At 50.0% G+C, this 26,934-nt stretch carries 16 protein-coding genes; 12 read left to right on the top strand and 4 right to left on the bottom strand.

All coding sequences use genetic code 11. The features are described 5' to 3' along the window. Positions 1-57 precede the first annotated feature (57 nt). The 12 genes from H608_RS0115210 to H608_RS22560 all read left to right on the top strand — a co-directional run bounded on the left by H608_RS0115210 (position 58) and on the right by H608_RS22560 (position 17,920). Positions 58-933 carry a bifunctional 5,10-methylenetetrahydrofolate dehydrogenase/5,10-methenyltetrahydrofolate cyclohydrolase gene (locus H608_RS0115210; RefSeq protein ID WP_028788430.1) on the top strand — a complete coding sequence of 292 codons (876 nt, stop codon included), beginning with the start codon at positions 58-60 and terminating at the stop codon, positions 931-933. Positions 934-985: 52 nt separating this feature from the next. After that, positions 986-1,567: a 7-carboxy-7-deazaguanine synthase QueE gene (locus H608_RS0115205; protein ID WP_081658912.1), complete on the top strand. Its 582-nt coding sequence runs from the start codon at positions 986-988 to the stop codon at positions 1,565-1,567. A 74-nt stretch (positions 1,568-1,641) separates the two neighbouring features. Then, positions 1,642-3,558, top strand: coding sequence for an OmpA family protein (locus H608_RS0115200; protein ID WP_038008751.1), 1,917 nt, complete (start codon positions 1,642-1,644; stop codon positions 3,556-3,558). Between the two features lie 71 nt (positions 3,559-3,629). Continuing rightward, complete coding sequence (gene dprA / locus H608_RS0115195; RefSeq protein WP_028788427.1) at positions 3,630-4,727, top strand: DNA-processing protein DprA; 1,098 nt, start codon at positions 3,630-3,632, stop codon at positions 4,725-4,727. Between the two features lie 51 nt (positions 4,728-4,778). Further along, positions 4,779-6,809: a T9SS type B sorting domain-containing protein gene (locus H608_RS0115190; protein ID WP_051268365.1), complete on the top strand. Its 2,031-nt coding sequence runs from the start codon at positions 4,779-4,781 to the stop codon at positions 6,807-6,809. Between the two features lie 121 nt (positions 6,810-6,930). Then, the gene (locus tag H608_RS0115185; RefSeq protein ID WP_081658911.1) at positions 6,931-10,611 is read left to right on the top strand and encodes a T9SS type B sorting domain-containing protein; all 3,681 of its coding nucleotides are present in this window, start codon (positions 6,931-6,933) and stop codon (positions 10,609-10,611) included. A 373-nt stretch (positions 10,612-10,984) separates the two neighbouring features. Then, the gene (gene guaB, locus H608_RS0115180; protein WP_028788424.1) at positions 10,985-12,481 is read left to right on the top strand and encodes an IMP dehydrogenase; all 1,497 of its coding nucleotides are present in this window, start codon (positions 10,985-10,987) and stop codon (positions 12,479-12,481) included. 214 nt (positions 12,482-12,695) lie between these two features. Continuing rightward, on the top strand, positions 12,696-14,261 hold the full coding sequence (gene rny, locus H608_RS0115175; RefSeq protein ID WP_028788423.1) for a ribonuclease Y: 1,566 nt from the start codon (positions 12,696-12,698) through the stop codon (positions 14,259-14,261). A 107-nt stretch (positions 14,262-14,368) separates the two neighbouring features. Beyond that, positions 14,369-14,737, top strand: coding sequence for a 50S ribosomal protein L19 (gene rplS, locus H608_RS0115170; protein ID WP_038008659.1), 369 nt, complete (start codon positions 14,369-14,371; stop codon positions 14,735-14,737). Between the two features lie 347 nt (positions 14,738-15,084). Beyond that, complete coding sequence (locus tag H608_RS0115165) at positions 15,085-15,297, top strand: Sec-independent protein translocase subunit TatA/TatB (RefSeq protein ID WP_028788421.1); 213 nt, start codon at positions 15,085-15,087, stop codon at positions 15,295-15,297. 27 nt (positions 15,298-15,324) lie between these two features. After that, positions 15,325-16,764 (top strand): Asp-tRNA(Asn)/Glu-tRNA(Gln) amidotransferase subunit GatA, encoded by a 1,440-nt coding sequence (gene gatA, locus H608_RS0115160; RefSeq protein WP_028788420.1) that lies wholly within the window; start codon positions 15,325-15,327, stop codon positions 16,762-16,764. Positions 16,765-16,825: 61 nt separating this feature from the next. Next, positions 16,826-17,920, top strand: a complete 1,095-nt coding sequence (locus tag H608_RS22560) for a lytic transglycosylase domain-containing protein (RefSeq protein ID WP_245565766.1) — start codon at positions 16,826-16,828, stop codon at positions 17,918-17,920. Here the strand turns inward: H608_RS22560 and H608_RS0115150 are convergent. The 4 genes from H608_RS0115150 to H608_RS0115135 all read right to left on the bottom strand — a co-directional run bounded on the left by H608_RS0115150 (position 17,917) and on the right by H608_RS0115135 (position 26,780). Then, positions 17,917-19,197 (bottom strand): anthranilate synthase component I family protein, encoded by a 1,281-nt coding sequence (locus tag H608_RS0115150; protein WP_028788419.1) that lies wholly within the window; start codon positions 19,195-19,197, stop codon positions 17,917-17,919. The two genes, H608_RS22560 and H608_RS0115150, sit on opposite strands and share 4 nt — an antisense overlap. Before the next feature lie 39 nt (positions 19,198-19,236). Further along, a complete protein-coding gene (locus H608_RS0115145) occupies positions 19,237-19,665 on the bottom strand; it encodes a hypothetical protein (protein WP_028788418.1) in 429 nt (142 codons plus the stop codon). Positions 19,666-19,836: 171 nt separating this feature from the next. Beyond that, the gene (locus H608_RS0115140) at positions 19,837-21,099 is read right to left on the bottom strand and encodes an adenylosuccinate synthase (RefSeq protein WP_028788417.1); all 1,263 of its coding nucleotides are present in this window, start codon (positions 21,097-21,099) and stop codon (positions 19,837-19,839) included. Between the two features lie 155 nt (positions 21,100-21,254). Next, the gene (locus tag H608_RS0115135; protein WP_081658910.1) at positions 21,255-26,780 is read right to left on the bottom strand and encodes a T9SS type B sorting domain-containing protein; all 5,526 of its coding nucleotides are present in this window, start codon (positions 26,778-26,780) and stop codon (positions 21,255-21,257) included. Positions 26,781-26,934: the final 154 nt, after the last annotated feature.

Raw genomic sequence — 26,934 nt, 5'->3', positions numbered from 1 at the left:
TGGGCTTAGAAAACCACGCGGATAAAGACGTTAAAAAAACTTTGTGTAGGTTTGCGCATGGAAATTTTAGACGGTAAGAAAGCCGCCCAGGCCATTCGCGATGTTTTAAAAATCGATGTGGCCCAACGCGTGAACGAAGGCAAGAAAATCCCGCACCTCGCTGCCATTTTAGTAGGTAATAACGGGGCCAGCGAAACCTATGTGGCCGCAAAAGTCAAGGCCTGTGAAGAAACTGGTTTTAAGTCCACCCTCATCCGCTTTGAAGGAGATACCTCCGAATCCGCACTGCTGGAAAAAATAGATGAACTCAACCTCGACCCTGATATCGACGGCATCCTGGTACAACTGCCTTTGCCGAAACATATCGACGATAAAAAAGTGATCAACGCCATTGCTCCTTCGAAAGATGTGGACGGTTTCCATCCCGTCAGCGTGGGGAAAATGGTGGAAGGACTGCCAACATTTGTCCCGGCCACGCCTTACGGCATTATGCTGCTGCTGCAACATTATAAGATCGATACCAAAGGCAAACACGCAGTAGTGATCGGTCGCAGCAACATCGTTGGCCGCCCGATCAGTATTCTCCTGAGCGGCAACAGCAACCCGGGTAACTGTACCGTAACCATCTGTCACTCGCATACCGTTAACCTGAAAGAAATCTGTCTCCAGGCAGATATCATCGTAGCCGCCATCGGCATACCGGAATTTGTGAAAGCTGACATGGTGAAAGAAGGAGCAGTAGTGATCGACGTGGGAATCACGCGTGTGGAAGATGCAACCCGCAAAAGCGGATTTCGTCTTAAAGGCGACGTCGATTTCACCGGAGTATCGCTGAAAAGTTCCTTTATTACGCCCGTTCCCGGCGGCGTAGGCCCTATGACCATCGCTGCCCTGATGAAAAACACGTTCCTGGCTTGTGCGACAAAGAATTAATGAAATGACGACAACACCTGATTTAAACGTTTCCGCAATTACTTATCCAGTGATGGAGCAGTTTTATACGCTCCAGGGAGAAGGTTATTACCAGGGAGCGGCGGCCTATTTCATACGGCTGGGAGGTTGCGATGTGGGATGCGTATGGTGTGATGTGAAAGAAAGCTGGGACGCAGCCGCTCACCCCCATCAATCGGTGGAAGAGCTGGTAGCACTAACCAAAAACTCCGGCACCCCACGTGCAGTAATCACGGGCGGAGAGCCGCTCATGCATAACCTGGATGAACTGACCTCGGCACTTCAGGCCGCAGGCATTCAAACTAATATTGAAACCTCCGGTTCATCACCGCTCAGCGGACATTGGAACTGGATCTGTTTGTCTCCCAAAAAGTTTAAAGCCCCATTACCCGAAGTGGTAGCTGCTGCCGACGAATTAAAAGTTATTATTTATAACAAAACCGATTTTGCATGGGGAGAAAAGTTCGCCGCCGGTGTAAAACCATCCTGCCGGCTTTATCTTCAGCCGGAATGGAGCCGCGCCGGCGAAATGACGCCGCAGATCGTTGAGTATATAAAAGCGAACCCCCAATGGGAACTCAGTCTCCAGATTCATAAATATATCAACGTTCCGTAACTGCATGAACACGGGCACTGGATGCTGACTAAAATAAATAATGGTTAGATTCGTTACCCGATAATACCATGTTCATGAAAAAACACTGTCTGTTCATCGCTTGCCTGTTCCTGTCTCTTATTGTGTACGCACAGGGATATGATCCCAGCCGCGTTAATAAAAAAGCAAAAGCGTTATATGACCAGGCGATTGAACGGGCCAACGACGGTGCCTATCCCAATGCTATTGCGTTATTGCAACAATGCATTGCGCTCGATAAAAATTATGTCGATGCCTATCTTTCCATCGCCGGCGTGTATGCTGAATTGAAAGATCATGGACAAAGCGTGCGGTATTACGAAGAAGCCTTTGCAAAAGACAGCTCCTATACGCTCGACTATAAACTTCCCTACTCCATTAATGTTGCAGCACTTGGTCAGTTTGAAAAAGCTTTGGCTGCCATCAACGATCTGCTCACCAAACGTCCGCCGCGCAATCCAAACTCACTTAAAGCTGCGCAATACCGGCAACGTTGTTTTGCTTTCGCAGTTGACTATGCACAGAAACATCCGATGGGGCAATACAATTTTGCACCGGTAAATGCGGGGCCGGCCATCAATACAAAAGAATCTGAATACTTTCCTTCACTAACCATTGATCAGCAGGAATTGATTTTTACAAGACGGCTTAATGGACGAAATGAGGATTTCTTTTCCTCACAGAAAAAAGAGGGTGAATGGACCAACGCACAACCTGCGCGTGGTAATGTGAACACGCCTGACAACGAAGGCGCACAGAATATATCACAGGATGGTGAATGGTTGGTATTCACGGCTTGCAATCGTACCGATGGATTCGGCAATTGCGACCTCTACATCTCCTATCGCACAGCCGGAGGCTGGAGTGAAGCAATCAACCTGGGCGGCTTTATCAATTCCGATCAGTGGGAATCGCAGCCATGCCTTTCACCTGATAAAAAAGACCTGTATTTTGCAAGCCGCCGTCCGGGTGGATACGGGGGCATCGATATATATGTATCACATCTGCGGGAAAATGGTAAATGGAGCGAGCCGGAAAATCTTGGTCCCGAAATCAATACAACCGGCGACGAGCAATGTCCGTTTATGCATGCGGATAACCAGACCTTATATTTCACCTCGAACTACTGGCCCGGATATGGTGAGGACGATATTTTTCTTACACGAAAAAAACCGGGTGGCGGCTGGACCAAAGCACTTAATCTTGGTTACCCGATCAATACGATCAAACACGAAGGAACGCTGTTTGTAACGGCCGATGGAAAAACAGCGTACTACGCCAGTGACCGCTCCGACAGCCGGGGTGGCCTGGATATCTACAGCTTTGAGTTGAGAGAAGATATCCGGCCCGTGCGCACCTTGTGGGTGAAGGGCAAAGTATCGGATAAAAAAACGGGTAAAGGATTGCCTTCGTCAATCGAATTGACGGATTTGGCAACGCGTGAAACGGTATCGCATGTACAAACGGATGAGCAGGGCAATTACCTGGTAACCTTACCGCTGGGCCGTGATTATTCGTTTACCGTTAACCGCCGTGGATACTTGTTCTATTCCGATCAATTTTTGCTGCGCGAATTAGCACCGGATTCAACGTATCGAAAAGACATCCCGTTGCAGCCCCTGGAAGTGAATGCCAACATTGTGTTGAAGAACATTTTCTTCGATGTAAATAAAACGGAGCTCCGGCCTGAATCGCAATTGGAACTGGATAAGGTGGTGCAATTACTGAAAGAAAATCCGGGACTGAAAATTCAGATCGAAGGACATACGGACAATGCGGGTAAGCCGGCGGACAATCTGCAATTGAGTAATAACCGGGCGGCGGCAGTGGTCACTTATATAAAAGGAAAAGGTATTGCGCCAGCGAGACTGGTGGCAAAAGGATTTGGTGAAACCAGACCAGTGTCGGATAACGGAACGGAAGAAGGTCGCGCACGCAACCGCCGGACTGAATTAAAAATTACTTCCCTTTAAAATAAAATTACCCGGTTTTCATCCGGCTATCGCTTCCCTTCGATGTTATCATTGCATTCATCCTGTTTGCAATGTATCCAGATATTGTTTACCAGATAGCACTTACACGTATACCGCAGATTGGTCCGGTGCAGGCCCGTCTTTTATTGGCGAGATTATCCCTTCGGGAAATATTTACGGTAAGTGAGCATGTATTGGAAAAGATTGAAGGCGTCGGCCGGGTCAGAGCCGCAAGCATCCGTCAGTTTCGTCAGTTTGCAGAAGTGGAAGCCGAATTGCGTTTTATGGAACGGCATCGAATCCGTCCATTATTTTTTACGGATCAGGATTATCCGCAGAGGCTTCTTCATTGTTATGATGCACCGCTGCTGCTTTATTACAAAGGCAGTGCAGACCTTAACAACAACAGATCCCTGTCGATTGTGGGATCGCGGAGAGTGACAGATTATGGTCAGCAGGTTACCAAAGACCTTATCCGCAACCTCGCCGGGGAATCAACGCTGATCGTAAGCGGGTTAGCCTATGGCATCGATGCGCTTGCACATCGCGAAGCCCTTGTTCACGGATTGCCGACAGTAGCCGTATTGGCGCACGGTCTTGACCGGATATATCCGGGTGTGCATGCCGGGCTGGCCCGCGATATGCTGACCAATGGCGGCGGACTGCTTACCGAATTTCCCAGTAATACGCTGCCTGACCGCTATAACTTTCCGCAGCGCAACCGGGTCGTTGCCGGATTAACGGATGCCACGGTCGTTATAGAAACGGCCTTGCGCGGAGGCAGCATGATCACTGCCGATCTTGCCTGGGATTATCACCGGGAAATATTTGCCGTGCCCGGACGCATAACCGATAAACGAAGTGCCGGTTGCAACGAACTCATCCGTTCCAACAAAGCACATTTATACACTAACGCGGACACCTTATGCAACGTCATCGGCTGGCATGCGGGTGCCGGCCCCGCACCGGCAACATCCTGTCTTTTCCCTGACCCCGGCCCCGACGAACTGGCGGTAATAAACCTGCTGCGCGAAAAACCTTTGCTGCAGGTCGACGAAATTAGTTTCATGACCGGACTGGATTTTTCACGGGTTGCGGGCGCTATTTTAACATTGGAACTGCAAAACAGGGTATTATCTTTACCCGGCAAGCGTTACCGTCTGTCCTGAAGGCAACGAAATGACCATTGTGATTGTCAGACAGAGTTATACCAGATAAAAATGAAACTGTTCCGAACTACTGCTTTATTCTTTATACTCATTGCTATTAGCCAACAGGCAACTGCGCAGGCCTGTACCACACTCGGTCAGAACCCGTCAACAGCTTTTCCGGTTTGCGGAACCACCACTTTTCATCAGAACAATGTACCCATCTGCAGTTCGAACGATCTGTTTGTTCCGGGTTGTTCAGGTTCCGGCAACGCTGATTATGAAAACAAAAATCCCTTCTGGTATAAATTCACCTGCTACCAGGCAGGCACACTGAATTTCATTATCTCTCCTGCCAATCCGAACGATGACTATGACTGGCAGCTTTATGATATAACCGGTCTCAATCCCGATGAGGTTTACACCAACCGCAATATCATTGTAGCAGGCAACTGGTCTGCTACTCCGGGCAATACGGGTGCCTCCCCATCGGGTTTTAACGGTATTCAATGTGCCTCCGATCCAAGCGAAGGCAAACCCAACTTTTCCCGTTCGCCGAACCTGATCGTCGGACATGAATACATTCTGCTGGTCAGCCACTACACCAATTCTCAGAGTGGGTATGATCTTTCTTTCGGAGGAGGCAGCGCCGTCATCACCGATCCCAAAGACCCGCACCTCGACAAAGCATCCGCCAGTTGTGATGGCACCAAAATCACCCTCAAGCTGAATAAAAAAATGAAGTGTGCCTCCCTGACAGGATCAGGGTCGGAATTCAGCCTGGTACCCGCCAACGCCACCATCACAAGTGCCACCACCCGCACCTGTGCCACCGGCTTCGACATGGATGAAATAGAACTTACACTCAGCAATCCATTGCCCGGCGCGGCTTATCAATTAGTGATCGGGGCCGGCACAGACGGCACAACACTGGCCGATGCCTGCGACAGACAAATCCCTGTGGGCGAACAGGTGTCCTTCACTTATACCACGCCACAACCCATTCCCATCCAAAGAGTCGAGGTACCTGCCTGCAAAGCCACGCGCATACTTTTCTATTTCGATAAAAAGATAAACTGCGCCACCATCGCAGCGGACGGAAGCAATTTTACCATCACCGGTCCTACTACCGTTAATGTGATCAGTGCAGCAGGTACACTCTGCCAGAACGGGCTATCCGATGGCATCGTTGTTACAGTCAGCTCACCATTTTATACAAAAGGGACTTACACACTTACTCCGCGGTTAAGTCCGGGTGGCGGTGCCGTACAGGATGAATGCGGGCAGATCATACAGCCGAATCCCATTACATTCAATACGGCCGATACGGTTAACGCCAATTATACATTTACCAATCGTATGGGTTGCCGATTTGATACACTTACCTTTTCACACAACGGTGCCCATGATGTAAACAGTTGGCGCTGGTTATTCGGCAACGTTGAAAAAAGCAATACACAGCAGTATACAGTAGTGCTGCCCGCAACCAGTTCACAGGATGTCAAGCTTGTAGTACATAATGGTGTTTGCTCCGATTCGGTAACCAAAACAATCGTGCTCAACAACGAAGTGAAGGCCGACTTCCAGATGCCCGCTGATATCTGCCCGGAAGACAAACTTACACTTGTCAATACCAGCAAAGGGTTGATCGATATTTATAACTGGGACTTTGGTGCGTTAGGCAGCACCAGCGCCCAAACGCCTGCACCGCTCACATTTATCCAGGACAACCGCGAACGTTCTTATACTATCCGGTTGAGAGTAAATAATATAGCCCTGGGCTGCTCTGACGAAATACGGAAGAATCTTCGCGTGCTGAATAACTGTTATATCGCAGTGCCCACAGGTTTTACGCCAAACGGTGACGGACTTAACGATTACCTGTTCCCCAATAACGCCCTCAAAGCCCAGAATATGCGCTTCAGTATTTTCAACCGTTGGGGACAAATGGTATTCTCCACCGCAAACTGGCAGGAAAAATGGGACGGCCGGGTAAACGGACAACCTCAGCCAGCCGGTGTATATGTGTGGTTTCTCAGCTATACGCACAGGGATACCGGTGAAAAAGTGCTGCAAAAGGGTACATCGACGCTCATCAGATAAATTGTGTATAGCCACAGTTTTGCCCGGTATTTGCTAAAGCCAAAGCCAGGGTTCTTTGCGCTATCCTCAATTTTACCGAAATTGAGTGGCGCTGACCGGAACACCAGCCAAATAAAACTGTATGCGTCTAAAAAACTGCTTTCTTTTCATACTGCTACTGCTATCGATTGTAAACATATCAGAAGCCCAGACCTGTTCGGCTCTCGGCCAGACACCGGCAACAGCTTTCCCCGTATGTGGCACTACTTCGTTTACACAAACAAGAGTACCGATCTGCAGCGGGCGGACATTGCAGGTGAACTGTACCAACAACGTTTACGAAGACGTCAATCCGTTTTATTATCGCTTTACATGTTACACAGCCGGTACGCTTGGGTTTACCATAGCGCCTGTCAACGCCAATGATGACTACGATTGGGTACTTTATGATATTACCAATCGCAATCCAAGTAATATTTATACGAACCGCACCTGGGTAATTTCCGAAAACTGGTCCGGCGAGTTGGGCAGTACCGGCGCTTCGGCAGCAGGCACCAGAAATACCAATTGCGCGGGCGGAGGCATTCCACGCTTCAACTCAATGCCCAACCTTGTCGTGGGACATGAATACCTGTTGATGGTGAGTTATTTCACCGCCTCCACTTTCGGCTATTCACTCAACTTCACCGGCGGCACCGCGGTAATCACAGATCCATTGGATCCGCACCTTACCACCGCCAGCATTAATTGCGATGGCACGCAGGCTACCGTCCGTTTCAATAAAAAAATGCGTTGTAGTTCACTTGCAGCCAATGGTTCCGATTTCACCGTTGCCGGAGCAACGATCGTTAGCGCCACGGGATTTGGTTGCACTACCGCATTTGACATGGACTCGGTACTTCTTACATTTTCTGCACCACTTGCGCCCGGCACCTACAACGTAGTGATGGCCACCGGTTCAGATGGCAATACCATACAGGATAACTGTGCCCGTGAAATCCCCTTGGGTGAAAGCGCGGCGTTTACGGTAACAGCCAATGCACCTTTGCCAATGGGCACGGCCAATGCACCTGCCAGTTGTATTCCCTCATCGATCACCTTGCAGTTTGCAGAACCTGTCCGCTGCAATACCTTAGCGGCAAATGGTTCTGACTTTACGATTAGCGGTCCGCAGGCAATAAGTATTACGGGGGCTACTGCTACCTGCAATGCGTCAGGCGAAACGCAAAGCGTAACCTTGCAGTTCAATACACCTGCCGCAGCGGCGGGCTCCTACCAGATCACGATGGCTACCGGCTCAGATGGCAATACCTTACTCGGTGCCTGCAGCAGAAGTATAAATGCCGGAGAATCTACGTCCTTTACAGTAGCTGCGCAAACGCCGTTGCCTATGGGCACGGCCAATGCACCTGGCAATTGTACTCCTTCTTCGATCACCATACAATTCCCCGAAGCATTTCTTTGCAACACGCTCGCAGCCAACGGCTCCGATTTTGTAATAACAGGTCCCTCTGCCGTAACCATTGCCGGCGCCACTGCCACTTGCAACGGAGCCGGTGAATCGCAAACAGTGACATTGACATTCAGCGCGCCAGTGCTGACTTCCGGCACTTACCAAATTGCCATCGCCAATGGTTCCGATGGCAATACATTGACAGGCGCGTGCAACAGATCCGTGACCGCCGGACAAACCACTTCATTTACAGTGGCTCCGCAAACACCGCTGCCAATGGGAACTGCCGATGCGCCTACCGACTGTATACCATCGATGATCACCATACAATTCCCCGAAGCATTTCTTTGCAACACACTTGCCGCAAACGGATCTGATTTTGTGGTAACAGGTCCCGAAACGGTGACCGTTACCGGCGCCACTGCCACCTGCAACGGTGCCGGTGAATCACAAAGCGTGGTGCTCACGTTCAGCGGACCCGTTCTCACACCCGGCAATTACCAAATCGCTATGGCCGTTGGTTCCGATGGCAATACGCTGACAGGTGCCTGTAACAGATCAGTGACCGCGGCGCAAACCACGTCCTTTACCGTTGCGCCCCAACCGCCGCTTCCGATGGGAACTATACCCGATCCCGGTTGCGCACCCAATTCCATCACCATCACTTTTACAGATCCCTTGCTTTGCGCTTCCATAGCTACCGATGGTTCGGACTTCCAGATCACCGGACCTTCTGCCGTCACCATCACCAGCGCCACCGGCAATTGCAATGCGACCACTACATCGATCACCATTCAACTATCAGGGAATATTCTCACAAGCGGAATCTATAATCTTATTGTTAACAACGGAACAGATGGTAATACACTGATCGGAACTTGTAACCGACGTGTTCCGGCAGGGAGCTCGGTTTCCTTCACCATTGCACCACAACCGCCGCTTCCTGCAGGAACGCTGGCACCCGTTTCCTGTGCGCCCACAACATTGACGATCAACCTGCCTGAACCTGTTAACTGCGGTTCGATCAACGTCAGTGATTTTCAAATAACAGGCCCTGCACCCGTCACAATCACTGACATAACGAATGTCTGCACGGGTCCCGCTACCACACAAACCATCACTCTAACGCTCGACGCTCCGGTATCGACACCGGGCACCTACCAGCTTGAATTTGTAACAGGAACCGATGGAAATACATTGGTAGGACCGTGTATGCGTACGGTACCAGCCGGCAGCACACTTAATTTCACCATCCCTGTTGTTCCACCGGTTCAGATGAACAGCATTGCTCCCATTACCTGCTCGCCTACCTCACTGCGTTTGATCTTTGATGACAATGTCCGCTGTGCATCGGTTGCCGCAAACGGATCAGACTTTTTGCTCAACGGCCCTCCCGGCATCAACATCACGGGAGCGAGTGCTACCTGCGATGCAGCAGGTCTGACCAAAGAAGTAAACCTTCAGCTCTCGGCACCAATCGTACTTGGTGGCAATTACAGCGTACAACTTACTACCGGCTCCGATGGTAATACAATTTTGAGTGAATGTTATCGCCCGACACCTGCAGGTACTTCTGTAAACTTCCAGGCATGGGATACTGTATCGGCACGGTTTACTTATACGATCGCGTATGACTGCGAACAGGATCAGCTCACCTTCACACATGATGGTGCGCATCAGGTAAATAATTGGTCATGGCAATTGAATGGAGCCACTGCGTCAACTGCGGCATCGTTTACCGCTACGCTTCCAGCTTCCAGCACGAATACCGTAGCGCTGACCGTATCAAATCCCGGATGTACGGCCACGCATACCGAACAAATTGTACTCGACAATAAAGTGACGGCCGGTTTCACGATTGATCCAACAGCTTGTCCTGACGACAGCGTAAGCGTTGTCAACACGAGTACAGGACCCATCGATATCTGGGAATGGAATTTTGGCAACGGCATGAACAGTACGCAGCAACAGCCACGTCCGGTAACCTATCCGCTTACCGGAACGGAAATCAATTACACCGTAACATTAACCGTTTCCAATGCAGCAGGTTGCCGCGCGAGTGTATCCAGGCCCGTGCAGGTGCTCAGCAGTTGCCTGATTGCGGTGCCGACCGGATTCACGCCAAACGGAGACGGGCTGAACGATTACTTCTATCCGTTGAATGCCTTCAAAGCCGACAACCTTCATTTCCGTGTATACAACCGTTGGGGACAAGTAGTATTTGAATCGCGCGACTGGACAAAGAAATGGGATGGCCGCATCAATGGTTTACTGCAACCGACCGGTGTATATGTATGGATGCTGGAATATATTCACCGCGATACGCGTCAGAAAATATCGCAGAAGGGAACAACTACATTGATCAGGTGATAAAAAAAGTCACCTCAGCTAGTGAGGTGACCCAAGGGCGTGGATTAAGGAGCCGTCCGTCCATCGTTATTACCAAAACAGTGATGAAGCGGTGGTAAAATTGCGGCAATTTGCAACCGGAGACAAGGCGTATTTTCTGGCAAATGCACCCGTTTTTTCACCCCCTTTTGTCTTTGGCAAAATGTGAAGATGCGCCCGCCTTCGGCGGGGCCATGTGGAAATGTGAAAATTTCAATGAGTGAAAAAACACACTTCCTATACACTGCCAACCATTTTCATATTTCCACATTTCCATATTTGCACATTTCGCCGCAGGCGAGCGCTCTCTATCAAAAAATTTGGCGCATAACGGGGTGTCGTACTATCTTTGCACATGGCAACAAGAATTTCTTCCGCTTCCTCAAGCAAATCCCCCAAAGTATTAGGCGAAGGTTTAACATTTGACGATGTATTGCTGGTTCCCGGCTACAGCCAGGTGCTGCCCCGCGACGTCAATATCCATAGTAAACTGACTCGCGATATTACCCTGAAAGTTCCTATTCTGTCTGCTGCAATGGACACCGTTACCGAAGCAGGACTGGCCATGGCGCTGGCCCGCGAAGGTGGCCTCGGTATCCTGCACAAAAACATGACCATTGAAAAACAGGCTGAGCAGGTACGCAGAGTAAAACGTAGCGAAAGCGGAATGATCCTCGATCCGATAACACTCGACGAAAATGCCACCATCGGAGACGCCCTGCGGTTGATGAAAGAAAACAGGATCGGCGGCATTCCCATTGTTGACAAAGCCGGACGACTGGCAGGTATCCTCACCAACCGCGATCTGCGCTTTGAAGAAAACAAAAGCCGGAAAATCCGCGAAGTGATGACCACCGAAAACCTGATCACTGCTCCCGAAGGCACCGACCTCAAGAAAGCCGAGAACATTCTACGCAATTATAAAATCGAAAAACTTCCGGTAGTCAACCGCTCGCGCAAACTGATCGGACTGATCACCTACCGCGATATTCTGCAATTACAAAGTTTTCCCAACGCATTGAAAGATTCGTTCGGGCGCCTCCTCGTCGGTGCCGGCGTTGGTATCACCAGCGATCTGATGGACCGTGTTGCGGCCTTGCAGCATACCGGCGTAGATGTAATTGCGCTCGACAGTGCACACGGCCACAGCAGAGGAGTGATCGACGCACTGAAAAAGGTCAAGAAAACATTTAAAAATATTAATGTCATTGCCGGCAACGTAGGTACGGCCGCAGGCGCCAAAGCCTTGGCCGATGCAGGAGCCGATGCTGTGAAAGTGGGCATCGGGCCGGGTTCCATCTGTACTACGCGTATTGTGGCCGGTGCAGGTGTACCACAACTTACTGCCGTCATGGAAGCTTATTCCGTGCTCAAAGCGAAAAATATCCCGATCATCGCCGACGGCGGCATCCGTTATACCGGCGACATGGTGAAGGCCCTCGCCGCAGGCGCCAATTGCGTAATGATGGGCAGCATTTTCGCCGGCACCGAGGAAAGCCCCGGTGAAACCATTATATATGAAGGAAGAAAATTCAAGGAATACCGCGGAATGGGGTCACTCGGAGCCATGGCTACCGGCAGCAGCGACCGTTACTTCCAGGATCCGGAAGATGATGTGAAGAAATTCGTTCCCGAAGGCATTGAAGGCCGGGTAGCTTACAAAGGCACTTTGAAGGAAATCGTTTACCAATACGTTGGCGGCCTGCGTGCCGGTATGGGATATTGCGGAGCAGCCAGCATTACCGATCTGAAAAACGCCCAGTTTATCAAGATCACCAACGCCGGTATGCGCGAAAGCCACGCGCACGACGTGGAAATCACCAAAGAATCTCCGAACTACAGCCGTCGCTGATCCTGTTGATACCGACCCGGTTGCTTATCATGCTTTGCTGGTAACCGGGTTGGTATTCGTTTACATATCTAAGCTCACGCATATTTGTCCCTCCTTTTTTCGAATTAGTCTCTTATCTTCGCTACATTGCCTGTTCGTCAGGGACAAGCATCTGCGTTAGAATGAATTGCAGAATAAACCCTATTCATTTTGGAACAAATTAAACAACAGATTCATGGACCCAATCGTCATATCCCTCATCATTGGAGCAATCGCCCTGGTGGTGGGCGTTGTTGCGGGTAAATTCATTTTTGCCAAAAACACCCAACAAAAAATAGAAGAAGCTGAATTACACGCCCAAAATATTACCAAAGAAGCGCAGCTCAAAGCTGAAAACATCCGGAAAGAGAAGGAATTAGAAGCGAAAGAGAAGTTTGTTCAACTGAAAGCCGCCCACGAAAAAGAAGTAACCGAGCGTAACCGGAAAATAAACGATTCTGAAAACCGGATCCGCCAGAAAGAGCAGACGCTCAGTCAGAAAGAGGCCAGCCTGGAAAAACAACTCAAGGAAAACGATACCATCAAGGAAAACCTGAACCGCCAGATCGAGGTAGTCAATAACAAACGTACAGAACTCGAAAAGCACCAGGAAGAGCATATCCGCCGGCTTGAAAAGATCGCTGGTCTTACAGCCGAAGAAGCCAAAAACCAGATCGTGGAAAGCCTGCGCAATGAGGCGCACACACAAGCTATTGGCATTCAACAGGAAATAATCGACGACGCCAAACAAAAAGCGAATAAAGAAGCCCGCAAGATCATTATCCAAACGATCCAGCGTACTGCTGCGGAACAAGCTATCGAAAACTCCATTACCGTTTTCAACCTGGAAAGCGATGAGGTAAAAGGTCAGATCATCGGCCGCGAAGGGCGTAATATCCGCGCGCTCGAAGCCGCTACCGGCGTAGACCTGATCGTGGACGATACCCCCGAGGCAATCCTGCTGTCTTGCTTCGACCCGCTGCGCCGCGAGATTGCACGCCTCAGCCTTCAGCGCCTGGTAACCGATGGCCGTATTCACCCGGCACGTATCGAAGAAGTGGTGGAAAAAACCCGCAAGCAGATCGAAGAACAGGTAATGGAAATCGGTGAGAGAACCGTAATCGAACTCGGCATCCATGGCATGCACAAAGAACTGGTGCGCATGGTGGGACGGATGCGTTTCCGCTCCTCATACGGACAAAACCTGCTGATGCACAGCCGCGAAACTGCGAATCTCTGTGCGATCATGGCATCTGAACTCGGATTGAATGTGAAACTGGCGAAAAGAGCCGGTCTCCTGCACGATATCGGTAAAGTACCGGATGAAGAAAGTGAACTGAGCCACGCACTCCTCGGAGCCAAGCTGGCAGAGAAATATGGTGAAAATCCTGCAGTAGTAAACGCCATTGGTGCCCACCACGATGAAATGGAAATGCAATATGTGATTTCCCCCATCGTACAGGCCTGTGACGCCATCAGCGGTGCCCGTCCCGGCGCCCGCCGAGAAATCATGCAGCAATACCTGCAGCGGATCAAGGACCTGGAAAACCTGGCCATGAGCTACAACGGTGTGGAAAAAGCCTACGCGATCCAGGCCGGCCGCGAACTGCGGGTAATCGTGGAATCAGAAAAAGTAAGCGACCAGGACTCCGACCGCCTGTCTTTTGAAATAGCGCAGAAGATCCAGACCGAAATGACATTCCCCGGTCAGATCAAAGTAACGGTGATCCGGGAAAAAAGAGCAGTAAACGTTGCCAGATAAGTAACTGGCAGTCAAATAACATCAAACAAAAAAGAGAAAGGACGGTAAAATGATTTTAGTTTTTTAAATCTTTTCCCCTACCTTTGCCATCCTTAAAAATAAGCATCATGAGCGCTGTAGCATACGTACACGAGCAGTTAACCGGAAAGAAAGAATTCCCCCGCTTTAAAGCAGGTGACAACGTAACTGTAAACTATAAAATCATCGAAGGAAGCAAGGAACGTATCCAGTCTTTCAAAGGTGACGTTATCAAAAAACAGGGAACTGGCGCTACAGCGAGCTTCACCGTTCGTAAGATTTCTGACGGAATCGGTGTTGAGCGTGTATTCCCTTTCTACTCTCCGAATGTTGAATCAGTTGTACTGAATAAAACAGGTCACGTTCGCCGCGCCAAGCTGTTCTACCAGCGTAAGAGAAGCGGTAAAAGCGCACGTATCCGCGAAAAGCGCATGGCTGTTGCTACTGCTGCGAAATAATTCAGCTACACACCCAACGAATACAAGGTCCCCGCATTTACTGCGGGGATTTTTTTTGTGTAAAACTTAAACCGGAAAGCTGACGTATATGTTAGAAGAATTTAAAAGTCAAAATTGAAAAGTCAAAATCGGCGTGAATGGTGAATAGTCAATCGTGAACAGGTTATTGAATTAAAAACCGATAACGGCTGTTCACCTTAGGCCTTAGCCCGAAGTGTCGGGCCTTACACCTACAACCTATTACTAAAACGTATAACTATCCTTTAAAACAATCCCAAAAGCCAGGAGCAAAATATATCCCCCGATAATTAAACCTCTTAGTATCTTTGGGCTCTAATTTGGAAATTATGGCACAGTTTAATCTCCTCGGTGTATTAGGCACCAATGAAATCATCATCATCCTCATCATCGTGCTGCTGTTGTTCGGAGGTCGTAAAATTCCCGAACTGATGCGCGGCCTGGGTAAGGGTGTGCGTGAATTCAATGACGCCAAGACAAATGTGAAGAAAGAAATTGAGGAAAGCTCTAACGATATCCGTAACAGCACAGAAGTTAAATAATCCTCTTCGGCGTAAACGCTTAGGTTTTTGTTCGTTTATTCTTCCATTTCCCACTACCAATCCCAACTGACACAGGGTCACACGACCTGTGTCGAAGCGGTCGAGCATTACCTCCGCCAGATAGCTGCTACCCGGCACTTAAATGCCTACGTGGCAGTGTACGAAGCGGAGGCCCTTGCACGTGCAAAAGAACTCGATACACTCCGTAAAGAAGGGAAAACTACCGGACGCCTCCACGGCGTAGTAATCGGGGTAAAAGACGTTATCTCCCACGAAGGTCATCCGCTTACCGCAGCCTCGGGAATTCTCCAGGGCTTCGAAGCCATTTATTCCGCTACCGCCATTAAAAAATTACTCGACGAAGAAGCCATTATCATCGGCAGCCTCAACTGCGATGAGTTTGCAATGGGTTCTACCAACGAACACACCGTTTACGGGCCTGTGCTCAACGCCGACGACGAATCCCGCGTACCAGGCGGATCTTCCGGCGGAAGCGCCGTTGCCGTTCAGGCCGGCCTCTGCATGGTTTCCCTGGGCAGCGATACCGGAGGCTCAGTGCGTCAGCCGGCAGATTTTTGTGGCATAGTGGGCTTTAAACCGGGCTACGGACGCATTTCCCGCTACGGACTGATCGCTTATGCCTCCTCCTTCGATCAGATCGGTATTTTTTCTACCAATATTCCCGATACCGCCCTGCTCCTCGAGATCATGGCCGGTCCGGATGTAGCCGACAGTACCGCCAGCCGCCAACAACCCGATGCCTATTCCAAAGAGCTCGATACGCCCAAAACACCCTACCGCATCGCTTATTTCCCCGAAGCCCTCGACCATCCCAGCCTCGATCCCGAAATAAGAGACGCAATTTATAAACGTCTCGAATCCCTGAAAAACGAAGGACACCATGTGCAACCGGTGAACTTTGATCTCATGGATTATATCGTTCCCTCCTATTATGTGCTCACCACTGCGGAGGCGTCCTCTAATTTGTCACGCTACGATGGCGTTCGTTATGGCCACCGGACGGAAAAACCGGTAACCGACCTGGTGGATTTTTACAAGAAAACAAGATCCGAAGGCTTCGGCAAAGAGGTGAAACGCCGCATCATGTTGGGCACCTTCGTCCTCAGCGCCGGTTACTACGACGCATACTTCACACGTGCACAAAAAGTAAGGAAACTTTTAACAACTAAGATAGAGCTGATTTTCAACGACTTCGACTTTATTATCCTGCCAACGGCCCCAACTACCGCTTTTCGCCGCGGCGAGAAAACCGAAGACCCAATAGCCATGTACCTGGCTGATATTTATACAGTTATGGCTAATCTTGCGGGCATTCCGGCCATTTCACTCCCCCTTTTCCGGCATAATAATGGCATGCGGTTCGGCCTGCAGGCTATGGCAAGCCGGCAGAATGAGTTATCTTTGCTGCGCTTTTCCCATGAGTTGCTGACGAACCGGGAAAACTGACCAGAGCATCTGCGACATCGCATTTAAGAGATTAATTTCAAAAAATTAAATTTTCGAAGGCATGTTCAAAAGAATGGCAGTTTCGGCTGTTTTTACCGTTTTGTTCGCTTCCTTTTCAGAAGCTAAAGGAGTTGAGACAAGAGACATTACTGTTCCGCAGGACAGTATCCATCTTTCCGATACAGCGGGCATAAACGATTCCCTCCCTGCCGTGCATGCGCTGCAGGATCCAAAAAAAGGTTTTTCAGATCTTTTTATTAATAGTACTGCTGCCGTTGGTGTCAACACCATGCAGCTGAATCCCCTTGCAGTAAACTTCGTGGAAGATTACGTTGACCGTTTCGGTGAAAGCCTGGAAGACATGAAAGGCTGGGGCAAACCTTATTTCGACATGATGGATGGCATCCTCACGCAATATGGCCTTCCTATCGAACTGAAATACCTCGCTGTTATTGAGTCCCAACTCAAAGCCAATGCCCGCTCCTGGGCCGGTGCGGTAGGTCCCTGGCAGTTTATGCCGGCAACCGCCCGCAACATGGGATTACACGTTTCCAAAAAATACGACGAACGCCGCGACTACCAGAAGAGCACACATGCCGCGTCTAAATATCTTACCAAGCTCTATGACATGTATGGCGACTGGCTGCTGGTCATTGCCGCCTACAACGGAGGTCCCGGAAAAGTAAATTCAGCAATTGCCAAAAGCGGCAGCCGCGATTTCTGGATGCTGCAGCAATACCTGCCCGCCGAGTCGCGCAATCATGTAAAGAAATTCATCGCCACACATTATATCATGGAAGGTCAGGGCGGCATTACCACGCTTACCAAAGCGGAAGCAGGTGAATGGCTCGCTGGCGGAGGCAACACCGATATAGCAGCAACACAGGCTGTATTCAAGACCTCTGAAAACAACGGCACCAACCTGAAAACGCACAACATCAGTGGCCGTTACAATTCCCGCGCAATTGCCAAGTATGTGGAAATGGATGAGCAGGCTTTTAACCGCCTGAATCCGACGCTCGACAGAACGCTGGGCTCTTCCACCAATTACCAGATGCGACTGCCCGAAGAAAAAATGGAATTGTTCCTCGCCCGCAAGAATGATATTCTGCAGGCATCTGTACAAATGCTGTTGAATCCCGACTTCAAGCTTTAAGACAAAACGGCGTTCAGTCCCTTGACCTTAAGCAGGCATTCCTCCCATTCATTATCCGCATCACTGTAAAAAGTAATGGCAGAGCCGGCCGGTGCCGAAAGGTAGCCTGTATGTGCATTGTAAAGCAGACTGCGGATCACCACGTTGAAATCGAAATCGCCGCCCGGTGCCATATAGCCAACAGCTCCCGAAAATATTCCGCGGCGCATGGTCTCATACTGATCGATCAGTTCCATCACGCGCTGTTTGGGAGCACCGGTCATGGAGCCCATCGGGAAACAGGCGCGGATGATATCGGTGAAACTCTTCGTGCGATCCACCTTTCCGCTAATCGTTGAGATCATCTGATGCACCTGGGGATAAGAATAAATACCGAATAATTCATCCACGCCTACCGAGCCCTGTTCGCACACACGCGAAAGATCGTTGCGCATCAGGTCTACGATCATCACGTTTTCCGCTTTGTCTTTTTCACTGTTGCGTAATGCTTCGCGGCTTTGTTGATCGGCTATTGCATCACCGGCAACACGCGGAGCCGTCCCTTTTATCGGCTGCGCGATGAGCCGGTCACCCTGCCGGAGTAAAAACCGTTCCGGACTGGCGCTCATGAGCCATGCATCCCGGTGGCGGTAAAAAGCAGAAAAAGGGCTCGGTGATATTTCTCCCAGGCGTTGGTAAAGATGTAATGGATCAAGACCTTTTTTCTCTGCATAAAATTCCTGGCAGAAATTGATCTCGTAGCAATCGCCTCTGCGGATATGCTCCTGCAATTGCCGTACGGTACGCACATACTCTTCGCGGCTCAGTCGCTGCGAAAGCCGGAGCGGCTCGTGTATGGACAGAAGTTCTGCGGGTTGCGCTTCTATCGCTTTATATATGTCATCCGGGTCATCGGCATATATCCGGATTTCTTCGCCGGTGAGTTTTACCACAACAGCCGGTTCAAAAAAATACAGACCGGGGAAACCGCTTTTGTCTGCATAAACGCTGCGAAGCGGCGCCAGTTCATTTTTTATGTCGTAGGAAAGGTGTCCGAACAGCCAGGCATCGTTTTCTTTTTCTTTTAAAAAACGTTCAAGCGCTTCCAGGGCATGTCCGACAGGCGCCGATAATTCGCGGCGTATGCCTGCACCGGCAAGGCATTCCTGCGCATGCGGTGTTATTTTATAATGATGACTATCCAGAAAGCAGAAGGTGCCGAACTGTTGAAGCCAGTTCAGCACCTTTTGTTTCGTTTGCCGGAAGTCACCGGCGGGAAATTGTTTGACTGAATACATTTATAGAAATGATGCTCGCGCAACGGTTAACGTCGTCGGTTAAAAGTCATCATCTTCGTTGTCGTCAAAATCGTCGGAATCGTTGAAGAGATCTTTGAATTCGTCATCAATTTTGAAATCATCATCCTCTTCTTCTTTACGACTACCGCCGCCACCGGCTGCTTTCTTGCCTTTTGATTTCGGAATATCGAACTCATCAAAGTCAGGATCCCAGCTATCTTCTTCTTCTACTTTTTCCCAATCGTCTTTGTCGTCATCAACGTCTTCATCGTCCTCGTCCTCATCATCACCTGACTTTTTCGAAGAAGCTTTTGCACCTTTCTTTGGCACTTCTACATCGTCTTCATCATCCAGCAATTCATCGTCTTCCAATTCTTCCTCACGCTCTTTCTTGGGTTTGGAAGATGCTTTCTTTACCGACTCTTTACCGGTCTCTGCTTGTTCTGTTGCTTTTTTTGCCTTTGCCATGGCCAAATATAGTTTGATGTAAAATTTCAGCGAAGTTTTTAATCCGCCAAATTTTTAAAACAGATTTTTTCTATTTTCTGCCTCAGGGAAATCCGCTTTTGCTGCATTTGCATTTCTGCCGTTTCCCCGTAATTTATTTCATCATTTTCAGGAGTTTATCTCCTTTTCAGGTCAGATAGCGATCAATTGATCCCGTCCGGGACCATTGGAAATAAAATGCACGTCTACACCCAGGTATTGGTTGATGAACGCTACATATTCTTTCATGGTCTGCGGCAACGATCCGAAATCTCTTACTTCGCTGGTAGGTGTGTTCCAGCCTTTGAATTGCTCGTATACAGGTGTCAGCTTTTGTTTTTCGAGACGGAAAGGAATCTGTTTCGACTGTTTTCCGTTCAGATCGTAAGACGTACACACCTGTAATTCTTCAAATGCGTCAAGGACATCCGCTTTGGTCATCACAATTTTCGTAACGCCGTTGATCATGCAGGCGAAATTCAGCGCCACCAGGTCGATCCAGCCGCAACGGCGCGGACGTCCTGTAGTTGCCCCAAATTCATTGCCAATCTTGCGCAGGCGCTCACCTGTTTCGTCTTCCAGTTCTGTAGGGAACGGTCCGCTCCCTACGCGGGTGCAATAAGCTTTGGTTACACCAAATACGTCGCGGATCTTTTGCGGAGCCACACCAAGGCCGCTGCATACGCCTGCAGACACCGTGTTGGAAGAAGTTACGAAGGGGAATGTGCCGAAGTCGATATCCAGCATACTGCCCTGTGCTCCTTCTGCCAATACTCTTTTGCCATTGGCAAGTTGTTCGTTGATGAAATATTCTCCGTTTACAATGTTCAGTTCGCGCAGAAACTCGAGCGCCTCGAAAAATTCTTCTTCCCAGCTCGAAATATCCTCATTAAACTGGAAGTTATCCAGCAACTTCTGGTGTTTCAAACGCAGTTTGATGTATTGCGTGGTAAAATTTTTATCCAGCAGATCCCCCACACGCAGACCGTTGCGGCCTGTTTTATCCATATAGGTCGGTCCGATACCTTTCAGCGTGGAACCGATCTTGTCGTTTCCTTTTGCCAGTTCCGCTGCTTTGTCGAGTGCGCGGTGTGTCGGCAGGATCAGATGTGTGCGTTCGGAAATAAACAGGTTTTTCTTCAGATCGATACCAAAAGAAGACACGGTGGCGCATTCTTTACGCAGGGTAACCGGGTCCAGCACTACGCCGTTGCCGATAAGGTTCAGCTTGTTGGCGTGAAAAACACCTGAAGGAATCTGATGCAGGACCACTTTTTTGTCCTGTACATACAGGGTGTGGCCGGCATTCGGGCCTCCCTGAAAACGGGCGACCACGTCATAGTCTTTCGCGAAATAATCTACGATCTTTCCTTTTCCTTCATCGCCCCACTGGAGGCCGAGAATTACGTCTACCATGTTGATGTATTTATGAGCCGTACGACATTGAACGGCCGGTACAGTTCGGAGTTTGGAATACATTGCTGTTCCGGCGCAAAAATAGGCGATCAGCAAAAAGCCACCGAATAAAAATCCGGTGGCTTGCAAAATATTCAGTAAAAATTTTTCTCTCACTAACGAATGAGGGTTACGGAGCCCTTTCTCGTGATTTTCTGCCCGTCGAGGGTCACACCTTCTGCCATCCAGACATACACGCCGGTGGGCTGGTCAACGCCGCCGAATTTACCGTCCCAGCCTTTGTTGAGCGTGGTAGTGGAGAACATCACTTGTCCCCAGCGGTTGTACACCCTGAAGTAGTTAAGTGTTTTCACACCAACCGGGAATGGGAAGAATGTATCATTGCGTCCATCATTGTTTGGTGTAAAGCCTGTGGGCGTATAGAGTTCCGGTCCTTTGTACACTTTGATCGTTACAAAACCTTTGCCCTGGCAACCCGCCGGTGTGGACGCCGACACGGTGTAGGTGATCTCGTCGCCGATAGCCGAACTGGTAGCCTCCGGATCAGCAATACCCGGATTGTTCAGGCCCGTTGCCGGCGACCAGTTATAACTCACGGTTGAGGCATCAAATGTGGGTGAAGGATCGTAAGCCACTGCCAGCAATGGCACACGCACGTTGTCATATACCACTGTATCGCGCGGGTAAGTGAGTACCTGGAAAGGAGGCGTTACCGTCAGTTTGACCTGATCGCTGATCAGCGACGGACAGCCGTTCGCATCTGTTACATTCAATGTGTAGGTGATCGTTTTGTCAGGATGCACCACGCGCGGATTAGGATCGGTTGCAGAACTCAGGTAGTCTGATGGCGTCCAGGTGTAGGTTGCGCCACCGGAACCATTCAATTGGAAATCCTGACCAAAGCAGATCTCGCCATCTGCCCCGGCATTCGGAACCGGTGCGGGCCATACCGTCACCACCACATCATCTGTGCGCGTACAAACGCCCAGTGTCATCGTCACCGAATAAGTGGTGGTAGTGGTTGGGTTGGCAACAGGATTAGCAACACTTGCACTACTCAGTTTATTGGTTGGTGTCCACGCAAATTGCGTGGCATTAGATGTAATAGAAAGCTGCACCTGCTGGCCTTCGCAGATTGGCGCAGGATCGACCATTGGTGTATAGGTAAGATTGTCATTCAATCCAACCGTTACACCGGTGATCTGGAAAGTACAACCATTGGCATCACGCACATTGATGGTATAAGTACCTTGCGCTGCATTCAACGTATTGGAGCTTTGGAGCGTTCCGCTTCCTATCGCATATTGATAAGGAGCCGTGCCACCGGTAGCCGCTACCTGGATAGTACCGTCTGCACCGCCCGCACAGGTTGCTGGCGTAACGGCTGATACAGTTGCGTTGAGTGCGTTCGGCTGGGTTACGGTTACGTTTGCAACAGAAACAATACACCCTTTTGCGTCGCGCACATAAACAGTATATCCTCCGGCAGCAACAGTGAATGTATTACCCGGTTGCCATGTTGTACTATTGAGAGAATATTCATACGGTGTGGTGCCACCTGTTGCGGTAACGGTGATCTGACCGTCAGCAGCACCATTACATTTCACTGCCTGCGTAGCTGCTGTTGCCGCAAGTACCGGCGGTTGCGTAACATTGATATTGTCGATACGGAATGTACATCCCGCATTATCAGTGATCACCACATAGTTGTTAGTACTTGCTGCCAGTCCGCTGAAGGTAGCGCTTGTTGCCGTGGTACCACCAGGTGCCACAGTGCCATTCAGCAGATAAGTATACGGCGCTGTTCCCGCGGTACCTATTGTTACGGTAATGCTTCCGTCGTTACCTCCCGAACAAGACACATTGCTTACAGCCGATGTAGCAGTGAAACCTGTACCCGTTGCTATCATGGCATTCACGGGCGTAGTGGTGATACATCCGCTTCCATCCATGATGGAAATAGTATGTGGGCCGGCAGCAAGACCGGTAAATGTATAAGGTGAATTGCCGGTCACCGGTGCGCCGCCATCCAGCACAAAACTGAACGGAGCAGTACCATTTGTGGTAACCGTGATCTGGCCATTGTTGATACCCGAACAGGAAGTAGCCTGCGTGGTAGCCGAAGCGATCAGTCCTGTACCGGAAGTAACGGTAACGGCAGATGAAGTATAGGTACATCCATTGACATCCCTGACAGTCACCACATAGTTAGTGGCAGGCGCCAGGCCGGTAAAGGTGGCGGTATTGCCCGTTTGTATTATTGCGCCCGGGTTCAATTCAAACGTAAATGGTGCCGTACCCGGTGCCTGTGGTTGCACGGTAATCTGACCATTGTTAACCCCTGCACATCCCGTAGGACTTGGCGTAACGGTAGCCGTATAACCCGTACCGGTTGCCACGTTGGTAGTGATAGCCGCTGCTGTGGCACAACCATTCGCGTCGGTAATGGTTACCGAATGGCTGCCCGCTGCCACGTTAGTAAATGTATAGTTGGCAGGCTGACCCGTAACAGGTGTACCGCCGTCCAGCGTATAAGAATAAGGTGCTGTACCATTCGTGCCCGTTACCGCCACTGCAATCTGACCATTAGTAACACCCGGACAGGTTGTACCTGTTGGTGTAAGTGTAGCGGTAAGACCGGCGCCTGATGTCACGGTGGTGGTGAGTGCCGCTGACGTAGAACAACCATTGGCATCTCTTACTACAACTGTATGGCTGCCGGATGATACGTTCGTAAAGGTATAGTTGGCAGGCTGGCCTGGAACAGGCGTGCCTCCATCCAATGTATAGGAATAAGGAGCCGTACCATTGGTTCCGGTAACAGCCACCGCGATCTGTCCATTGTTAACTCCCGCGCAGGTTGTACCGGTTGGAGTGATGGTAGCTGTCAACCCGGCACCTGCTGCCACTGTGGTAGTAACTGCTGCGGTGGTAGTACAGCCATTGGCATCACGCACCGTTACCGAGTGACTGCCGGAGGCAACACCGGTAAACGTGTAAGGTGAAGGCTGACCGGCAACCGGCGTGCCTCCATCCAACGTATAGGTATAAGGAGCCGTACCATTTGTACTGGTTACATTCACCACGATCTGTCCGTTGCTTACGCCCGCGCAGGTTGTGCCGGCCGGTGTAAGTGTAGCAGTCAATCCTGCACCTGCTGCCACCGTGGTAGTTACTGCTGCGGTGGTAGTACAACCATTGGCATCACGCACCGTTACCGAATGACTGCCGGAGGCAACACCGGTAAATGTGTAAGGCGAAGGCTGACCGGTAACCGGCGTACCTCCATCCAATGTATAGGTATAAGGAGCCGTACCGTTTGTACTGGTTACATTCACCACGATCTGTCCGTTGCTTACGCCTGCACAGGTTGTACCGGTTGGTGTGAGTGTAGCGGTCAATCCTGCACCTGCTGCCACGGTGGTGGTCACTGCTGCGGTGGTAGTACAACCATTGGCATCACGCACCGTTACCGAATGACTGCCCGGCGCAAGACCTGTAAAGGTGTAAGGCGAAGGCTGGCCCGTAACGGGTGTACCACCATCCAGGGTATAAGTATACGGTGCCGTACCGTTTGTACTCGTAACATTCACCACGATCTGTCCGTTGTTGACACCCGCACAGGTTGTACCGGTTGGTGTCAGCGTTGCCGTGAGGCCACTGCCTGCGGTAACCGTTACTGAAATATTTACCGAAGTACAAAGGCCGTTTTCGCGAATGAGCACCGTGTAGTTGCCCGGCGCAAGACCTGTAAACACGTTGCTGGTCTGCCAGGCACCTCCGTTGATATTGTATTCATAAGGCCCGCTTCCATTGGTGGGCGTTACCGTAATCGTTCCGTTGTTTACACCCGCACAGGATGTAGCGGTAGCAACAGCGGTTCCGGTCACCGTTCCCGTACCTGCATCAACAGTTACCGGAATAAAGCTGGCCGTACAGCCCGCACCATCGCGCACATCGATGAAGTAGGTGCCGGGTGCGAGACCGCTGAAAATATTACTGGTCTGCCAGGGACCGAAGTTGATGCGGTATTCAATGGTGGGTGTGCCACCGGGAACACTTATTTCAATGCGGCCATTGTTGGCCCCTGTGCAGGATGTGGCATAAGGAGTAGCCGTTACCTGTAATGCAGGACCCTGCGTTACTGTTACCGGAATATTGGTGGCTCGGCATCCTGCAGCATCCACCACCGAAACAAAATAGTTACCGGGCGCAAGACCTGTAAACACGTTATTGCCGGTTTGTACTACGGGTGCAGTTGGCGTGGCTTCAGGTGTAAGTGTATAAGTAAGCGGTGCAATGGAATTGGGGGCATTTACCGTAACGGTTCCCGAAGGTGAACCTACACAATTGGTAGGAGTAGGTGTAACTGTCGTAGCTAATACACCTGTTGAAGTAACCGTGATGTTGACCGTGCTGCTGCATGATCCGTCTGCATTGGTTACAAGAATAGTATGCGGGCCACCGAGCAATCCGGTGAAGGTATAGGGAGATGGCCCGGTTACAGGTGTGCCGCCATCAAGTGTGTAAGTAAATGGTCCTGTTCCGGAAACAGGAGGAACCGTAACGGTGATGGTGCCGGTGCCGGTGGCACCGCAAGCCGTTTGCGTCATGGTGGCGGAGGCCAGCAAGGTGCTTTTGTTTACCGTAATAGTATCCAGGCTTACGAGCTGCGTGCCCGGACCGTCGCAGGCGGCGAATGTAGTGCGGATCACAAAACGTTCCGTATTGGCAGTCGGACAAAAAGAGGGGAAAGTGACATCCAGCATGCCCTGTACCGTGGTAACGGTATCGCCAAGGGCTATAAAATTGTGGTTGATATCGAGTACTTCACATCGCACAAAACGCGATGTGCCGCCTGACGGAACAAAAGTGTAGGCAGTATTATGTTCGTTCCATACAGTAGCATTTTTACCGGGGGCGGCGGTGGCGAGTGTTGCATCTTTCTGTACGCCGAGAATAGCCAGGTTATCATTCCAGTCACCCGGATCAGTTGGCTTGTCTTTGATGAATACATCGATCACACCGGTAGACTCATACATCACTATTTGTGAGGTATGAATCGAATCTTCGTCACCGAAGAGAGGCACTTCATTGAAACTGACGATCAGGCGACGGCAGGGTGCTGAACCTTCTACCCTCCATTCAATCTTGCGGCCGGGCGGCGGGTCGCTGTTGGGGTCTATATCATGAAAGACACCAAAAATCGCCAGCGGCGGATATTGTTTGTCACTCTGACTTGCACAGGTGCCCGTTCCGATAAACGGGATCGGGTTCGTGCGGATATCCCAGTCGTTTTTACAATCGGCCTTCGTGGCATCAAAGGTTACCACGCCATTGGAGCCGATTACGAACTGATTATACGTATTGCCATAAAAACAAAAATTAAACGGCAGCGAAAGCAGGTGGCTGAATTGGTCATCCACATAGGTTTCTGTTGGCACGTTTCCGCCCGGTGTAACATAAGCATACGGAGTATACGGCCTTGGTGCCACGCTATAATCCGTTGTCGCTTTCAGGTGTGGAATCCGCACCGGAACATTTACACAGTTTTGCCCGCATGGCAGGTTGACAACTGTATTGTTTAAGCCGGTATTAAAGCAGTTTTGTGAAGAAGAGAGATTAACCAGACCCATCAAAAAGAGAATAGTCATGGTTAGTCTTACCAGTTTCAATCTCATAGCAGCGATGTGTAGTGTGTGTGTTTCGTGTATTTTTCAGCCCCTAAAGGAGTTCTGAAGTTAAGGAAAAGTTATTACTACACCTCAATACCAGCCTGATTTGTAAAGAAAAGGTTATATTTTTTTTACCCATTTTACGGGCTTCATAAAGGGA

This window comes from Terrimonas ferruginea DSM 30193 (assembly GCF_000425585.1).
GTDB lineage: Bacteria > Bacteroidota > Bacteroidia > Chitinophagales > Chitinophagaceae > Terrimonas > Terrimonas ferruginea.
Note: the sequence above shows the minus strand (reverse complement) of the source record. Positions and strands in the feature narration are given on the sequence as shown.

What these genes read in the sequence shown, in the direction of transcription:
- H608_RS0115210 (WP_028788430.1), top strand. Translation starts at nt 58, where the DNA reads ATGGAAATTTTAGACGGTAAGAAAGCCGCCCAGGCCATTCGCGATGTT.
- H608_RS0115205 (WP_081658912.1), top strand. Translation starts at nt 986, where the DNA reads ATGGAGCAGTTTTATACGCTCCAGGGAGAAGGTTATTACCAGGGAGCG.
- H608_RS0115200 (WP_038008751.1), top strand. Translation starts at nt 1,642, where the DNA reads ATGAAAAAACACTGTCTGTTCATCGCTTGCCTGTTCCTGTCTCTTATT.
- dprA (WP_028788427.1), top strand. Translation starts at nt 3,630, where the DNA reads ATGTATCCAGATATTGTTTACCAGATAGCACTTACACGTATACCGCAG.
- H608_RS0115190 (WP_051268365.1), top strand. Translation starts at nt 4,779, where the DNA reads ATGAAACTGTTCCGAACTACTGCTTTATTCTTTATACTCATTGCTATT.
- H608_RS0115185 (WP_081658911.1), top strand. Translation starts at nt 6,931, where the DNA reads ATGCGTCTAAAAAACTGCTTTCTTTTCATACTGCTACTGCTATCGATT.
- guaB (WP_028788424.1), top strand. Translation starts at nt 10,985, where the DNA reads ATGGCAACAAGAATTTCTTCCGCTTCCTCAAGCAAATCCCCCAAAGTA.
- rny (WP_028788423.1), top strand. Translation starts at nt 12,696, where the DNA reads ATGGACCCAATCGTCATATCCCTCATCATTGGAGCAATCGCCCTGGTG.
- rplS (WP_038008659.1), top strand. Translation starts at nt 14,369, where the DNA reads ATGAGCGCTGTAGCATACGTACACGAGCAGTTAACCGGAAAGAAAGAA.
- H608_RS0115165 (WP_028788421.1), top strand. Translation starts at nt 15,085, where the DNA reads ATGGCACAGTTTAATCTCCTCGGTGTATTAGGCACCAATGAAATCATC.
- H608_RS22560 (WP_245565766.1), top strand. Translation starts at nt 16,826, where the DNA reads ATGTTCAAAAGAATGGCAGTTTCGGCTGTTTTTACCGTTTTGTTCGCT.
- H608_RS0115150 (WP_028788419.1), bottom strand. Translation starts at nt 19,197, where the DNA reads ATGTATTCAGTCAAACAATTTCCCGCCGGTGACTTCCGGCAAACGAAA.
- H608_RS0115145 (WP_028788418.1), bottom strand. Translation starts at nt 19,665, where the DNA reads ATGGCAAAGGCAAAAAAAGCAACAGAACAAGCAGAGACCGGTAAAGAG.
- H608_RS0115140 (WP_028788417.1), bottom strand. Translation starts at nt 21,099, where the DNA reads ATGGTAGACGTAATTCTCGGCCTCCAGTGGGGCGATGAAGGAAAAGGA.
- H608_RS0115135 (WP_081658910.1), bottom strand. Translation starts at nt 26,780, where the DNA reads ATGAGATTGAAACTGGTAAGACTAACCATGACTATTCTCTTTTTGATG.